Here is a 15,158-nt window from a genome sequence, read left to right as displayed (position 1 = left end):
CGTCTTCCGATACGTTGGACGAGGTCACGAGCATGGCCTTGAGCGTGACCGCCGTCGCGGCACCCATGTTCGGGTACGTGTCGTCGGGGATGTCGATACGGGTATAGAACGGATACTTGGCGTTCAATTCCTCGATTTTCTCCGGCGCGATCGACACCAGTTCGATCGGCGCAGTCTGCGCGGCTTCCGTAATCGCCGACGCGCCGAGGCCCACGGTATAAAACATGGCATCGATCTGGCCATCGCGCAGCAGCCCCACGGCGCTGCCGGCACTGCCGCGCACCGGCGCCTTGAGGTCGTCGATGCTCATATCGAAGGCGCCGAACAGGTTCTTGACGTCCTGTTCGGTCCCGGAGCCGATATCGCCCACGTAGACGCGCTTGCCCTTCATATCGGCCAGCGTCTTGATGTTCGCATCCTTGCGTGCCAGGACCTGGATCGTCTCCGGGTAGAGGACGGCCACGCCGCGCAGATTCTCGACCGGCTTGCCGTCGAATGCCTCGACGCCTTTGCCGTTATAGGCGTAATAGGCCACGTTATTCTGGCTGATGCCCATCTGCAGCTGGCCGGCGCCGACGGCGCGGTCGTTGAACACGGAGCCGCCGGTCGAGCGCGCGTTGGCCCGGATATCGATGCCCGCTTCGTTGACGATCTTGGCCATGCCGACCGCAGTCGGGTAGTACAGGCCCGTGGTGGAACCCGAGCCGATGGTGATGAAGGTCCGCGCACTGGCGGCCTGGGCAACGCCCAGCACCAGCGTGGCAACGGCAAGTGTCTTGAGAATTCGCGTGAACATAGCGATGAAAGCCCCCTGAAAAATGATTTGGCCCAGGCCGTATGCGAAAGCGCGGCCGGTCAATCGAGTCTAGCCAAGGGCGGGATAAACGCAAGGACCACGCCAGATACGTGCCGTGCTCTGTGCCGCGGCCGTCTCAGTCCCTCGCCGCCGCCAGATCCGGCATTTCCAGGGCCTGGGCGGCCAGGCGCTCGCGAAGGAAGTCCACGCACAGCCGCACCTTGGGTGCGACGAATCGACGATGCGGGTACATGGCATGGATATGGGCACAGGCCAAGGGATGCGCATCGAGTACCGTTTCCAGGCGTCCGGCGGCCAGGTCCGCCTGTACATCCCATATCGACTTGCGCACCAGGCCGGCACCGTCCAGAGCCCATAAATGCGCGATTTCACCATCGTTGCTGGCAAATGCCCCCGCCACGCGCACGTTCGTACCATCGGCAAACTGCCACACATCCGGGCCCGCATCGCTCATGAGCAGGCAGTCGTGATGCACCAGTTCGGCCGGCGAGGCCGGTCGCCCGCGCCGGTCGAGATAGGCCGGCGACGCACAGATCACGCGCCGGTTGGGTGCGAGCTCGCGGGCGATCAGGCTGGAATCGGCCAGCGCGCCAAAACGCACCGCCAGGTCGAAGCCGCCGTCCACGATATTGATGACCGCATCGCTGGCATGCAGCCGGATACTCAGCCCCGGATGCAGGCGTTGAAACTCGTGCAACAGCGGCGAAAGCCGACGCGCGAACGCCACGGTCGAGGTCACCCGCAGTTCGCCGCTGGCTGCACGTGCCCCCACCGCGGCCTGGGTTTCAGCATCCTCGATATCGGCCAGGATGCGCATGCACCGCGCCTGAAACGACGCCCCCTCATCGGTCAGCGCCAGGCTGCGGGTGGTCCGGTTGATCAAGCGCACGCCCAGACGCTGCTCGAGCGCGGCCAGACGACGGCTGACCACCGCCGGCGACAAACCCAGTTCTCGCCCAGCTGCCGACAGGCTGCCCGACTCCACCACCCGCACGAAAACGCGCATCTGAATGAGTTCGTCGGCCATGTCGCTAGCGCCTCGCTCGAAAACCGCCGATTATTGCATGATTGACAACAAAGCATTCCACCCGGCGCCGCTTGGCTCTATCTTCGGCAAAACCCAGTATTCAGCTTAGCCCGTCAATACAGCAACGCGGCCACCGTGGCCGCGCTGCTGTCATGCCAAACCCGACCGGCAGGAGGCTGCCGCGACGGCCCCGGACAACGGGACCCCATCACCACACATCGAGAGAATTGCCATGCAGATCGACCTTAGCCAAAAAACTGCCCTGGTCACCGGATCCACACACGGTATCGGCTTCGCCATCGCCACCGGCCTGGCCCGTGCAGGCGCCACGGTGATCATCAACGGCCGCAAACCCGACCGCGTCGATGCCGCCCTGGCCGAGCTTCGCGCCGAAGTACCCAACGTCGATGCCCGCGGCGTTGCCGCCGATCTGGGCACGGCCGAGGGCTGCAGTACGCTGGTCGACGCCGAGCCGCGCGTCGATATCCTGGTCAACAACCTCGGTATCTTCGGACCCAAGGATTTCTACGACATCCCCGATGAGGAGTGGCAGCAATTCTTCGACGTAAACATCATGTCGGGGGTGCGGCTGTCGCGTGCCTATACTCCCGCCATGGTCGAGGCCGGCTGGGGCCGAGTGGTGTTCCTGTCGTCCGAGTCCGGGCTGAACATCCCAGCCGAGATGTTGCATTACGGCATGACGAAGACCGCCAATCTGTCGGTTTCGCGCGGGCTGGCAAAGCGCCTGGCCGGCACCGGCGTAACCGTCAACGCCGTACTTCCGGGCCCCACGCTGTCTGAAGGGGTACAGGACATGCTCGCCGATCAGCAGGCCAAGAGCGGTAAATCAATGGAACAGGTCGCAGCCGAGTTCGTCCAGAAGGCCCGTCCGAGTTCCATCATCCAGCGCGCCGCCACGGTCGAAGAAGTCGCGAACATGGTGGTCTATGCGGTTTCGGAACAGGCGTCGGCCACGACGGGCGCCGCCCTGCGCGTGGACGGCGGCGTGGTCGACAGCATCGCCTGAGCCACGCACTCACGGCCGGCGGCCCGAAGCCGTCGGCCGTTTCGCCGCCATGCAGTGCCCCAAAACGCGGCCAAAGCGGCCTGTTCGCCACTCGCTGTGCCGCAGTCTGCTCAGCGCGCCGCGGCCTGAATAGCCGATCCCGGTGTCTGAGTCCGTGTCGATACAGGCCTGAGCTCACGCCGCCTTCCCTGCTTGCCTGAGTGACATCCAACGACCGGGGTTGTCGCGTATTTACCGTCGCTTCAAAAAAACGGTGCTCGGCCGATAAGTCGGCAGATGAGCGCCGCCAGAAGCGGTACGGCGCCCGACTCCAGGACTCTGCATGACATTGCTTACCGGCACCCACGATCCAGTACTTGTCGTTGTGTCGATCTCGATCGGCGTGATCGCCGCTTATACGGCTTTCGATCTGGTCGGCCGTATCCGGGCGGCCCAGGGTTCGACTGCCTGGGGCTGGCTGCTGGCCGGCGCGCTCAGCCTAGGCAGCGGCATCTGGGCCATGCATTTTGTAGGCATGCTCGCTTTCGACCTGCCCATCGAAATGGGTTATCGCGTCGATCTGACCGCCGTTTCGTGGCTGCTCGCCGTACTGGGGTCAGTTCTCGGGCTTCGCGTTGCCACGGCACCCAAGCTGCTGAAGCGCCATCACCTGGGTGGCACTGTATTTATCAGTACGGCCATCGTGGGCATGCACTACACCGGCATGGCCGCGATGGATATGCAGCCGACGATCTCATACGACCCGTTCTGGGTCTGTGTGTCCATTGGCGTTGTCCTGGCGGCCTGTTATGCCGCGCTGCATATCGCCTTCAGTCGCTATCGTGGCGGCTACACGGACAGGCTTCTTGCGGCCCTGGCGCTGGGGGGCGCGATCGCAGGCATGCACTACGCGGCCATGCAGGCCGCCCAGTTTCCGATCGGCAGCGTGTGTGGTGCCGTCACCGCGATCAGCACACCTTGGCTGGCGTTGCTCACGGCCACTACAGCGGTGCTGTTGCTGGCCTGCGCACTGATTGCAGGCGCGCTGGATCGGGGCCTGCAAAACCGCACAGCGCAGCATATGGCAGCCCTCGAGCGGGTCAGCGATCAGCTTCGCCATGCCAACCGGCACGATTCGCTGACCAATCTCGGCAATCGGGTGTTACTACGCGAGCGATTGAACCTGGCCATCGAACACGCCGCGCGCAGCGGGCGCGCTTTTGCCTTGATCGCGCTCGATTTGGACAATTTCAAGCAGCTCAACGACAACCTCGGTCACGACCAGGGCGACGATATCCTGCGTCGGGTCGGCCTGGCCCTCCACGGAAGCATTCGAGACCAGGACACGGCCGTACGCATGGGCAGCGACGAATTTTCGCTGGTTGCGGTCTCCACCCAGACCGATGAGGCGCTGGAGGCCATGTGCGAGCAATTACTCGACGCGGTGGGTTCGGTCGGCGCAAACCGGGCGCGTTTGAGCGCGAGTCTCGGCGTGGCGCGCTACCCCATCGACGGCCGCTCGGCGCCGGCATTGATGAAGTCCGCGGATATTGCGCTACATAGCGCCAAACAGGCCGGCAAAGGCCGCTATGCGTTCTTCGCCGTCGAGCAAACTGCCGGACTGGAGCACGAGTTCGTCATCCGAAACGAACTGAGTGCGGCGATCGCGTCCGGCGAGATACGCCCCCATTACCAGCCGAAATACGATGTCGAAACCCGCCAGTTGATTGGCTGCGAGGCGCTGGCGCGGTGGCATCACCCCTCACGCGGCACGATCTCTCCGGCAGAGTTCATTCGGGTTGCCGAGCGATCGAACCAGATTGACGAACTGCAGATGAGCATGCTTCGACAGGTTTGCTGCGATATCCGGGGCTGGCGCCAGGCCGGGCACATCGTGCCGCCGGTTGCCTTCAACCTTTCGGCGATGTGTCTGCGCAATACGGGTCTGGCCGATGTGCTGCTGGGCACCTTGGACGAATTCGGCCTGTGCAGCGACGACCTCATCTGCGAAATAACCGAAACGGCTGCGATTACCGAACTGGGCCGCACGCTACAAACCTTACAGGGACTGCGCGCATGCGGAATCCGCCTCGCACTCGATGACTTCGGCACCGGCCTGTCGAGCATGTCCTACCTGCGCGACCTGCCGGTCGACCAGCTCAAGATCGATCGCAGCTTTATCAACGGACTCGTATCCGGTGGCAAACACGCCGCGATGATCGTCGACGCCATGATCCATCTTGCCCATGCAATGAATCTCAGCGTGGTCGCCGAGGGCGTTGAACATGAAAGCCAGCTCGTAAGCCTGCAGCAGATGCAATGCGATCAGATACAGGGCTATCTGTTCAGCCCGGCGGTCGCGGCCGATGCTTACGCCGCGCTGTTACAAAACGCCCGGCACAGCAAGGTCGTGCCGATAAAAGGGCATGCAAGCGTCAGCTAGTGGCGACGGCCTGCCATTGCCGGGTGACGGCGTGACAACGGGCTGCGGCTACCAGTCGCGCGTACCCGGTTCACCCTTGAATGGCCCGACAACGTCGGGCGTAACCCACCCGCCATAGAAGCCCCCCGGCTGCGGGAAGGCCCGTACACCGTCAATGCGGCAGTCGAGCCGATCGCAGTAGAACGCGATACAGCCGGCAATGGCGGCAAAACGATCGCCCGCGTCGGGATAGCTCCAGGCGGCGCGCGCGACCCGGCGTTTACCGTCGGTGACGTCCCAGTAACGCGCGATGCCCTTCCATTCGCAGAAACTCTGGGCATCGACCGCGATCAGCGCATCGAAATCCACGGCCTCGGGCGGCAGGTAATAAGTCGGCGCACCGGCGGTTTCGAGTATGCGAAACGCCGCCCGGGTGCTGGCAATGACACGCGCGCCCAGGCGCACTTCGATACGCCTGTCGCAGGCCACGAGCACCGGCGGGCGCGGATAGTCCCATACCGATTCCTGGCCCGGCCCGGGTTCGATGGCAAACGGTGGACGCTCATTTCCACGGTAGTGCCAGCCGAGGCCGTCGTCGTCGTTGGTAGCGGTCACAAGAGAATCGAGCTCGCAAGAAACAGCATCAAACCCATGCCGAGGATATCGGTGAACGTGGTCAGAAAGATACTGCTGGCCATGGCCGGATCGGCCCCCACGCGCTTGAGCGTGAGCGGCACGACCACCCCGAATATGCCGCTGCCGGTACAGGCGCCGACCATGGCGACCAGGATTACGAGGCCCAGCATGATCGCGTTCGGCTCGCCCGAGTAAGACGCATACAGCCACATCGCGACGCCGGCGACGATCCCCACCACCACACCATTGAGCGCACCCAGCAATATCTCCTTGCGCAACAGCTTGCGTACGGGATATTCATCGAGCTGGCCGAGCGTGAGGCCGCGCAGGGTGATGGCCAGTGCCTGGCAGCCGGTATTACCGCTCTGGCCTGCCAGCACCGGCAAAAATGCCGCCAGCGCGACGATCTGGGTGATGGTGTCTTCGAACATGCTGACGACGAAAGCCGCCGCGAACGCGGTCAGCAGATTCACCTGCAGCCAGGGATGGCGCATGCGAAACGCCGCAAGGATGGAGGTATTGACCTGTTCTTCGCGCGAGACACCGACCTGGGCGCCCGCCTGTGCGGTGACTTCCACGACCACGCGCTGGAACAGCTGCCAGCCCCGTACACAGCCCAGCAGACGGCCCTGGTCATCGACCACCGGATAAACCGGATAGTGGCGCGCCAGCGCAGCACGCACGGCCGCATCCACGCCGGTGCCGCTTTTGAACGCGAACGGCTCTTTCACCATGATCTCGGATAACGGCTGGCCGGGCTTGGCGAGCACGATATCGCGCATGCCCACGACCCCGACCAGTTTCTCGTCGTCGACGACGAAGATATACGTGATCTGTGCGACCGCCTGGCTTTGAACCAAAAACGCCACCGCCTCGGCCGCGGTCTTGCTGGAATCGAGCACGGCCGGCGCAGCGGCCAGCAACTCGTCGATGGTTGCATCGATTTCGGCCGCGGCCGCCTCGGTCGCCTGTTCGCTGGCCTCGTCACCCGCCAGGGCGGCGGCTACGCCGGGCAGCTGCGCGGCCACGGCCATCGCCTCGTCGTGGGGCATCTGCCCAAGCAGCGTTTCGATCTGCTCGGGCGGCAACCGACCGAGCGTTTGTGCCGCCTGTGCCGGGCTCTGACCGTCGATCGTTTCACGAGCAGGTTCCGGAGACTGGGATTCGGCCATGCAAACCTCGGTACAGCAGGCGCTGCGGTTATCGACGATCGCTTATTATTAAGGCGCGTACTCGTTGCGATACAAGTGCTTTGCGACAGGCGGCGCGCGCCTAGTGCCGAGGCAGCGATGTTTCCCTTGTGCAACCGGCCTCGGGCACTATGCATGGTGTTTAAAACCACGAGCGCGCCATGCACTTACCGGACTACGACGACGTTTGCCGCGCACAGGAGCGCATCGCCCCCTGGATTCATCGCACACCGATACTCACCAGTGCGACCTTCGATGCGATGACTGGCGCGACGCTGTTCTTCAAGTGCGAGAACTTCCAGAAAGCCGGCGCATTCAAATCGCGTGGCGCGGTCAACGCCGTGTTCGGCCTGGATGAAACCGATGCCCGTCGCGGCGTGGCCACCCATTCGAGCGGCAATCACGGCATGGCCCTGGCACGCGCGGCCGCCTGCCGTGGCATCGACTGCACCGTGGTCATGCCCGAAACCGCGCCCCGGGCCAAGGTTGCGGCGGTGCGCGGCTATGGCGGCTCGGTGGTGTTCTGTGCGCCGCGCAATACCGCCCGCCAGCAGACCCTGGACGAGATCGTCGCCGAAAGCGGCGCCAACGTCGTCCCGCCCTACGACGACGCCCGGGTCATCGCCGGCCAGGGGACCTGTGCGAAAGAGCTGATCGAAGACGTCGAAGGTCTGGATATGGTGATCGCGCCGATCGGCGGCGGCGGCCTGGTCGCGGGCACCGCGCTGAGCTGTCGCGCCCTGTCGCCGACGACACGCCTGCTCGCCGCCGAGCCGGCGAACGCAGACGATGCCTATCGCTCACTCGCAGCCGGCGAGCGGCTGGTCGAAGATGCACCCGATACCATCGCTGACGGGCTGAAAGCCTCGCTGGGCGAGCTGAACTGGGACATCGTGCGGCGCCACGTCGACGAGATCCTCCTTGCGCAAGAGGCGGCGATCGTCGAGGCGATGCACCTGATCTGGCAGCGCATGAAAATCATCATCGAACCATCCTGCGCCCTGCCCCTGGCGGCGATCTTGCATCATCCGGAACGTTTCGCCGGTCAACGCGTGGGCGTGATCCTGACCGGCGGCAACGTGGATCTCGACCGCCTGCCCTGGTTGTAAGCCGAGGCGGCCAGAAAAACGATCACGGGGAATAAATCCATGCCCAAGCCCAGCCCTAGCGACCGCGACGACCACGACACGGCCCGGCCGCTCACCTTCATTCCGGGCATCCCGCTCTGGGCTCAGATATTCGCGGGGTTGGTACTGGGTGCGATCGTTGGCGGGCTGCTCGGCGAAAAGGCGAGCCTGCTCAAGCCGCTGGGCGATATCTTCATCAGCGCAATCAAGATGCTGATCGTGCCGTTGGTGTTTTCGACGCTGGTGGTCGGCATCACGGGGATGGGCGATCCACAGAAAATGGGTCGCATCGGCCTGCGCACCATCGCGCTCTACCTGTTCACCACGGCCTTCGCGATCGCGATCGGCCTGCTCGCCTCGACGATATTTCAGCCGGGCCTGGGCCTGGATCTGCCGTTCGCGTCGCCGGTCGAGGCAAAAGACGCGCCTTCGATGGTAGATATACTGGTCGGCCTCGTGCCACAAAATCCGATCGATGCGCTGGCCGAGGGCAATATTCTGCAGATCATCGTGTTTGCCATCGGGCTGGCGATATCGCTCACGCTGGTCGGCGAACGCGGCGCGCCGCTCACGCGCGTGTTCGAAAGCTTTGCCGAGGCGATGTACAAGCTCACCGAGATCGTGATGGCCTTCGCGCCCTTCGGTGTATTCGGGCTCATCGCCCATGTCGCCGGGCAGTACGGCCTCGAGGTTCTGCTGCCACTGGCGAAGGTGATCGGCGTGGCCTATCTGGCTTGTGTGGTGCACGTGCTCGTGGTCTATACCGGGCTGATCGCATTGCTCGGCAAGCTCAATCCGATCCGCTATTTCCGTGGCAGTATCGATGCGCTGGTGGTGGCCTATTCCTCAGCTTCGTCCTCGGGCACGTTGCCGGTATCGCTACGCTGCGCCCAGGATAATTTCGGCGTTTCACGCGGCGTGGCCGGCTTTGTATTACCCGTGGGTGCAACCATCAACATGGACGGCACCGCCCTCTATCAAGGCGTGGTGGCACTGTTCGTAGCCCAGTTCGTCGGCATCGATCTGTCCTGGGTGGACTACGGCATGATCATCCTCACCGGCACCTTGGCCTCGATCGGCACGGCCGGCGTGCCCGGTGCCGGCCTGGTGATGCTGTCTATCGTGCTCACCCAGGTGGGCCTGCCGCTGGAAGCGGTGGGCGTCGTCGCCGGCATCGACCGTATTCTCGACATGGCCCGTACCAGCGTTAACGTCGCCGGTGACCTGATGGTCACGATTCTGGTGGCCAAGAGCGAAGGCGAGCTCGACGAAGACGTTTACAACGCACGTATCGAACGCTAACGCGCACGCCAGGCACAGGCCTGCCGGTTCGCGTGCAACGCCAGCCCGGCGCTAGTCGTTCAACTCGCCGGCCTGCGAGCGCAGTTCGTACTTCTGCACCTTGCCCGTCGAGGTGGTCGGCAGCGGGCCGAAAACCACGGTCTTGGGGCATTTGAACTTCGCCATATGCTCGCGGCAGTAGGCGATGATGTCTTCTTCGCTGGCCTTTTGACCATCGCGCAGCTGAATGAAGGCACAGGGCGTCTCGCCCCATTTCTCGTCGGGTCGGGCGACCACCGCAGATGAGGCGACCGCGGGATGGCGCGAGAGCACGCTTTCGATCTCCAGCGAGGAGATGTTCTCGCCGCCGGAGATGATGACGTCCTTGGCGCGGTCGGCGATCTTGATATAGCCGTCCGGTTCGATATAGCCGAGATCGCCGGTGTGGTACCAGCCGCCGGCAAAGGCCTCTTCGGTTGCAGACGGGTTCTTTAGATAGCCTTTCATGACGATATTGCCGGCGAATACCAGCTCGCCCATCGTCTTGCCGTCGTGGGGCACGATTTCGCCGCTGTCCTGATCGATGACGGTCAGCGCGGCCTGCGTCGGATAGCGCACGCCCTGACGGCCGTTCAGGCGCACACGCTCCTCCAGGCTGACCTCGTCCCAGGATTCATGCTTGGCACAGAGCGCGGCCGGACCATAGGTTTCGGTCAGGCCATACACATGGGTCAGCTTGAAGCCGATACGCTCCATGCCCTCGATCATCGCCGCCGGCGGTGCCGCCCCGGCCACCAGGCCGTAAACGGTCTGGTCGATGCCGGCAAGCTTTTGCGCATCGGCGTTGACCAGCATGGAATGCACGATCGGCGCGCCGCAGTAGTGGGTGACGCGGTGTTCGGTCATGGCGTCGATGATCGGGTCGGCCGCAACCTGGCGCAGGCAGACGTTGGTACCGGCCTTGGCGGCCAGCGTCCAGGCGAAACACCAGCCGTTGCAATGAAACATCGGCAAGGTCCATAGATACACCGCATGGGTAGGCATGTCCCAGGCCATGGCGTTGGTCATGGCGTTCAGATAAGCACCGCGGTGGTGATAGACCACGCCCTTGGGGTTGCCCGTAGTACCCGAGGTGAAGTTCAGCGAGATCGCGTTCCACTCGTCTGCGGGCAGACGCCATTGAAAATCGGCGTCGCCTTCGGCGACGAAAGCCTCGTACTCGATCTCGCCGATAGGCGCTTCATCACCGGGATAGACCGGATCGTCGATATCCACCACCGTGGGCGGATTATCCAGACGGGCGACGGCATCCGCCATGACCGGCGCGAAGGCGCGGTCGACGAACACGATCTTCGCTTCGCCGAACTCGAGCATGAAGGCGAGCGTGGCCGCATCCAGGCGGACGTTGAGTGCGTTGAGCACGGCGCCAATCATCGCCGGGGCGAAATGCATTTCGTAGGTCGCCGGGATGTTCGGCGCCATGATCGCGACGGTATCGCCGCGGCCAATGCCGCGCTTGTCGAGCGCGCTCGCGAGTCGGCGGCAGCGCGCGTACGTCTGGCCCCAGCTCTGGCGCAGTTCGCCGTGAATCAGCGCGGTACGCTCGGGATAGACCTCGCCCGACCAGGCCAGGAAACTGATCGGCGACAACGCCACATGGTTGGCCGCATTCTGCGGCAGGCTCTCGAACGGGTTGGACTCGCTCATTGAAACGCTCGTACGGACATGATCTGCCCATGCTGCCATAACCGCACGCTACGCCACGCCATGGGCCGCTCGGTTGCAGGAGCGCTACCAGCGCCTGCGCGAGCGCGTCGCTTCGTCAGTCCGCCAGCGTCACCTGATAGTCCTCGCCGCTGACCAGCGGGAAATCGGCCTCGTTGGCCTCCGACACCTTGACCGTGTAACGCCCGCCGGTTTCGCCGCGTGCGCCGGCATGTGCCCGTGCGGCGGCCTCGGCCGCGGCCTCGAAGGTATCGGCATCGATCAGATGTTCGTCGCTACCGATTTCACAGATAAAACGCATGATGGATCAGCCAGTCGTCGGAATGTAGGCCCTAGCGCAGCTGGCTGTCCTTGCTGCCGCGCCGATTGAAGGCGGCGTTCTGGCGGTGGTCCTGGTCGACCTCCTCCTGGCAGGCCACGCACAGCTGCACACCGGGAATCGCTTCGCGCCGGCGCTGGGGAATTTCTTCACCGCATTCGGCACAGTACTCCAGGCTCTCGCCGGCGCGGCCCAGCCGCGAGCGTGCGAGTTCGACGCCTTCGGCCACGGTGCTGTCGATCTGTTCCTGTACGGCGCCTTCGCGCGCCCAACCGGTTGCCATGTCGTGCTCCTCGACTGTGCGAGAGATTCAGCATTACCCATGCGCGCCGCCCTTTCAACAGGCCGACCACCAACCCGGCTTCGATCACCGGCCCGCCGGCGGCTCCAGAATCAGCCGTCCGTCGCGCTGACTGATATCCACATGCCGCAGAAACGTCATGCCCAGCAGGACGAAATCCGTAGCCATCGCCGGGTTGATCGATGCCCGCACGTCGTACTGGGTGAACCCGCCGACACGAACCGAGCCCAGGCGCGTGGCATGGGCCCGCACGCGCCCAGCAGCCGTTTGTACGATCATGGGGGCACCACGCGACAAGCCAAGTCGCTCGGCCATATCGGCCGGCACCGCCACATGGCTGGCCCCGGTATCGATCAGAAACCGCACCGCTTGGCCATTGATTTCGCCGGGAACCATGTAGTGCCCGCCCGGGCCGGCGTCGAGCACCAGCCGCTCGGGCGCCTCGGCGCCGACCGCAACATCCCGATTCGGGTGGGCGCGCCTATCCAGCAGCTGATCGAACCCCCACCAGAGCAGGCCCAGCAGCACGAACGTGCCCACGACCGGATACAGCGGGCGTAGTGACTGCGACATCGGTATCGGCTCCAGAGTGATCGGCCAGGCGCCCTGCGCGCTTCGCGCCGGTGCAGAACAGGCCTCAGGATAACGAACCGCATCGGGCGCGCCAGGCGCGCCGGCTGCGGCGGCGCGACGCCACCCTTTCAAACGCGCCACAGGTGTGGTCAAAAATTGTTCAATCCATCGTCAGGCCTTGGCGGCCGGGCGATTGAAGCACTCGCACACGGCTTATCCACAGCTTCGTCCAGCGTCGGTGTGCAAAAGTCGCGGCCGCGATGTCCGGTAGACTGGAACACCAAGCTATCCCGCCCCACCGTCGCGCCCGCATGCCCCCCGCCCGGGCCGGCAACCATGCGCCGCTTTTATTTTCCAACCAAACGAGGATGCGGCCAATGAATTTTCAGTGGCTGACCAGCAGCGCAACCACGCTGACCATGGTGCTGATTTCCGGTATCGGCATTTATATCGCGTTGCTCGTGCTGACCCGGCTTGCCGGGCTGCGCAGCTTTTCAAAGATGTCGAGTTTCGATTTCGCGACCACGGTCGCCTTCGGTTCGATCATCGCTTCGACGCTGCTATCGAAAAATCCGGATCTGCTGAGCGCGGCCTTTGGCCTGGCCGTGTTATATGGCCTGCAATATGCGGTCTCGCGCGCACGCCATGCGAGCGCCGCCATTCAGAACCTGGTCGACAACGAGCCGTTGCTGCTGATGGCCGGCGACGAGGTGCTCTACGACAACCTGCGCATCGCACGGGTCACCGAAGACGATCTGCGCTCGAAGCTACGGCTGGCGGGCGTGACCGACCGCGAACAGGTGCTTGCCGTGGTGTTCGAAACCACGGGCGATTGTTCCGTACTCGCCCACGGCGACCGGCTCGATCCCTGGCTGTTTGACCGCGTGCGCGACGCTGACCGGCTGAACTGCCTGGCCCGACCCGACGATTGATACCTGCCGAGCCCTTGAAACCGGCTCGGGGCGAAACGATGTACCGACATTGCCCGCCCGCGGATGAGTTCCCATGACCCAGAAGTTAGGCGCCCTGCCCGTCGTCCTTGCCTTGGCCACAGGCTCTTTCGCGATCGGTACCACCGAGTTCGCCACCATGAGCCTGCTGCCGTTCATTCAGGCTGAGCTGAATATCGATCCGTCCACCGCCAGCCACCTGATCAGTGCCTATGCGCTGGGCGTGGTCTTCGGCGCCCCGATCATCACCGTGCTGGCGGCGAAGATGGCCCGCAAACCGCTGCTGCTCATACTGATGTCGCTGTTCGCACTGGGCAACGCGTTGAGCGCGGTCGCACCCGGCTACGGCTCGTTGATGCTGTGCCGTTTTCTGGCCGGCATCCCGCACGGCGCCTATTTCGGCGTGGCATCGCTGGTGGCCGCGGCGGTAGTGGACCCGGCCCGGCGTACCCAGGCCGTGGGCTATGTCATGCTCGGGCTGACCATCGCCACCGTCATCGGCGTGCCGCTGGCCACCTGGCTGGGAAACGCCGCGGGCTGGCGCAGCGGTTACTGGGTGATTGCAGCCATCGCGGTCACGGCCGTCGCGCTGATCGCGATCTATGCGCCGCGCGACCAGGCCGCAGCGGATGCCAGCGCCATGCGCGAGCTGGGCGCGCTCGCCCGAGTATCGGTGTGGCTGACGCTGGCAATCGGCGCGGTGGGCTTTGGTGGCATGTTCGCGGTCTATACCTATGTCACGTCCACGCTCGATCAGGTCACCGGCATGTCCGAGCGCTTGATACCGCTGGTGCTGTGCGTATTCGGCCTGGGTATGACGTTCGGCAATGCCGTACTGCCGCGCTTTGCCGATCGCGCGCTCATGCCCACCGCGGGCGCCATTCTGCTCTGGAGCGCGATCGCACTGGCGTGTTTTCCGTTCGTGGCCGACAACCCGTGGCTGATTGCCCTCGACGTATTCTGTATCGGGATCGGCGGTGCGCTTGGCCCCGTGCTGCAGACGCGCCTGATGGATGTGGCCGGCGACGCCCAGAACCTGGCCGCGGCGCTCAACCATGTGGCCTTCAACATGGCCAATGCGCTGGGGCCCTGGGTCGCCGGACTGGCGCTTGCCGCCGGCCTGGGCCTGCGCTCGACCGGCGCGGTGGGCAGCCTGCTGGCCCTGGGCGGGCTGGCAATCTGGGCGGTCGCGATCAGCCATGCGCGCTGGGCGGCGAACCGCGCCTAGCCTTCGCCGCCGGTCGCATGGCTTCTGGTACGCGCCGGCGATGCGCGCCATAATCAAGTCATCGCCATCGGCGGTCGGCGCCTGTGTCAAAGACGGCGCCGAGCCACTCTCATACTGGCCCCTGCGGGTCCGGAGTTCCACATGAACATACGTATTATCGCTCTGACCTGCGTCTTGCTCGGCTTTGCCGGCACGGCCCTGGCAGAACGCGCGATCACGGGATCCCAGCGCGCTATTACCGGAAGCGATCGCGCCATCAGCGGCAGCGAACGTGCGATCGGCGGCGACAGCGGCACGTCCGGCTCCGGCAATATGTCGGTCATCGACGGCGGCGACCGGCGTACCAACCTGGGCATATCCGGGAGCACCGGCTATTCCAACGGGGTAACCAATAGCAATGCCGCGCGAGCGAATTCGCTTGAGACGCGACGCAGCCAGTTCGAGTCCGACTCGCGCCCGCTCAGCGACAAGATCGAACAGCGCCGGCGCGCTTTCGAGGGCAGCTCGGACTAACGCCTGTTAACAAGCCCTAGCCGCAAAAAAAAACGCGCCGGGG

Annotated in this window: 15 protein-coding genes; 7 read left to right on the top strand and 8 right to left on the bottom strand. The window is 64.3% G+C overall.

Annotated features, from left to right (window positions below):
* Positions 1-796: TAXI family TRAP transporter solute-binding subunit (locus ABNU97_RS14495; RefSeq protein ID WP_348767402.1), on the bottom strand; the 796-nt coding region annotated here is incomplete at its 3' end.
* Between the two features lie 136 nt (positions 797-932).
* Positions 933-1,844, bottom strand: coding sequence for a LysR family transcriptional regulator (locus tag ABNU97_RS14490; RefSeq protein WP_348767401.1), 912 nt, complete (start codon positions 1,842-1,844; stop codon positions 933-935).
* 232 nt (positions 1,845-2,076) lie between these two features.
* Here ABNU97_RS14490 and ABNU97_RS14485 point away from each other — a divergent pair, with 232 nt between their 5' ends.
* Both ABNU97_RS14485 and ABNU97_RS14480 read left to right on the top strand, forming a co-directional pair.
* Positions 2,077-2,871 carry an SDR family oxidoreductase gene (locus ABNU97_RS14485; RefSeq protein WP_348767400.1) on the top strand — a complete coding sequence of 265 codons (795 nt, stop codon included), beginning with the start codon at positions 2,077-2,079 and terminating at the stop codon, positions 2,869-2,871.
* Positions 2,872-3,193: 322 nt separating this feature from the next.
* Positions 3,194-5,293 carry a bifunctional diguanylate cyclase/phosphodiesterase gene (locus ABNU97_RS14480; protein ID WP_348767399.1) on the top strand — a complete coding sequence of 700 codons (2,100 nt, stop codon included), beginning with the start codon at positions 3,194-3,196 and terminating at the stop codon, positions 5,291-5,293.
* Between the two features lie 48 nt (positions 5,294-5,341).
* Here ABNU97_RS14480 and ABNU97_RS14475 read toward each other — a convergent pair whose 3' ends face one another.
* Positions 5,342-5,887, bottom strand: coding sequence for a DUF427 domain-containing protein (locus ABNU97_RS14475; protein ID WP_348767398.1), 546 nt, complete (start codon positions 5,885-5,887; stop codon positions 5,342-5,344).
* Positions 5,884-7,080 (bottom strand): magnesium transporter, encoded by a 1,197-nt coding sequence (locus ABNU97_RS14470; RefSeq protein WP_348767397.1) that lies wholly within the window; start codon positions 7,078-7,080, stop codon positions 5,884-5,886. Before ABNU97_RS14470 ends, ABNU97_RS14475 begins: the two co-directional genes overlap by 4 nt.
* Positions 7,081-7,259: 179 nt before the next feature.
* On the opposite strand from ABNU97_RS14470, the gene bhcB reads away from it, so the two are divergent.
* Both bhcB and ABNU97_RS14460 read left to right on the top strand, forming a co-directional pair.
* A complete protein-coding gene (bhcB, locus tag ABNU97_RS14465) occupies positions 7,260-8,207 on the top strand; it encodes a beta-hydroxyaspartate dehydratase BhcB (protein WP_348767396.1) in 948 nt (315 codons plus the stop codon).
* Between the two features lie 39 nt (positions 8,208-8,246).
* A complete protein-coding gene (locus ABNU97_RS14460) occupies positions 8,247-9,527 on the top strand; it encodes a dicarboxylate/amino acid:cation symporter (RefSeq protein WP_348767395.1) in 1,281 nt (426 codons plus the stop codon).
* A 51-nt stretch (positions 9,528-9,578) separates the two neighbouring features.
* On the opposite strand, the gene ABNU97_RS14455 is transcribed toward ABNU97_RS14460, so the two are convergent.
* The 4 genes from ABNU97_RS14455 to ABNU97_RS14440 form a co-directional block, all read right to left on the bottom strand.
* The gene (locus ABNU97_RS14455) at positions 9,579-11,213 is read right to left on the bottom strand and encodes an acyl-CoA synthetase (protein ID WP_348767394.1); all 1,635 of its coding nucleotides are present in this window, start codon (positions 11,211-11,213) and stop codon (positions 9,579-9,581) included.
* Between the two features lie 115 nt (positions 11,214-11,328).
* Complete coding sequence (locus tag ABNU97_RS14450) at positions 11,329-11,532, bottom strand: hypothetical protein (protein ID WP_348767393.1); 204 nt, start codon at positions 11,530-11,532, stop codon at positions 11,329-11,331.
* 31 nt (positions 11,533-11,563) lie between these two features.
* Positions 11,564-11,833 (bottom strand): DksA/TraR family C4-type zinc finger protein, encoded by a 270-nt coding sequence (locus ABNU97_RS14445; protein ID WP_348767392.1) that lies wholly within the window; start codon positions 11,831-11,833, stop codon positions 11,564-11,566.
* 84 nt (positions 11,834-11,917) lie between these two features.
* Entirely contained in the window at positions 11,918-12,424 is a 507-nt protein-coding gene (locus tag ABNU97_RS14440; RefSeq protein ID WP_348767391.1) for a retropepsin-like aspartic protease, read from the bottom strand.
* A 377-nt stretch (positions 12,425-12,801) separates the two neighbouring features.
* On the opposite strand from ABNU97_RS14440, the gene ABNU97_RS14435 reads away from it, so the two are divergent.
* The 3 genes from ABNU97_RS14435 to ABNU97_RS14425 all read left to right on the top strand — a co-directional run bounded on the left by ABNU97_RS14435 (position 12,802) and on the right by ABNU97_RS14425 (position 15,115).
* Positions 12,802-13,356 carry a YetF domain-containing protein gene (locus ABNU97_RS14435; RefSeq protein WP_348767390.1) on the top strand — a complete coding sequence of 185 codons (555 nt, stop codon included), beginning with the start codon at positions 12,802-12,804 and terminating at the stop codon, positions 13,354-13,356.
* Between the two features lie 73 nt (positions 13,357-13,429).
* The gene (locus tag ABNU97_RS14430) at positions 13,430-14,602 is read left to right on the top strand and encodes an MFS transporter (RefSeq protein ID WP_348767389.1); all 1,173 of its coding nucleotides are present in this window, start codon (positions 13,430-13,432) and stop codon (positions 14,600-14,602) included.
* Between the two features lie 141 nt (positions 14,603-14,743).
* On the top strand, positions 14,744-15,115 hold the full coding sequence (locus ABNU97_RS14425; RefSeq protein WP_348767388.1) for a hypothetical protein: 372 nt from the start codon (positions 14,744-14,746) through the stop codon (positions 15,113-15,115).
* Positions 15,116-15,158 lie beyond the last annotated feature (43 nt).

Origin of the sequence: uncultured Salinisphaera sp. (assembly GCF_964012375.1) — a bacterium.
Taxonomy (GTDB): domain Bacteria; phylum Pseudomonadota; class Gammaproteobacteria; order Nevskiales; family Salinisphaeraceae; genus Salinisphaera.
The sequence above is the reverse complement of the archived record's forward strand: the minus strand, read 5'-3'. Positions and strand labels throughout refer to the sequence as shown.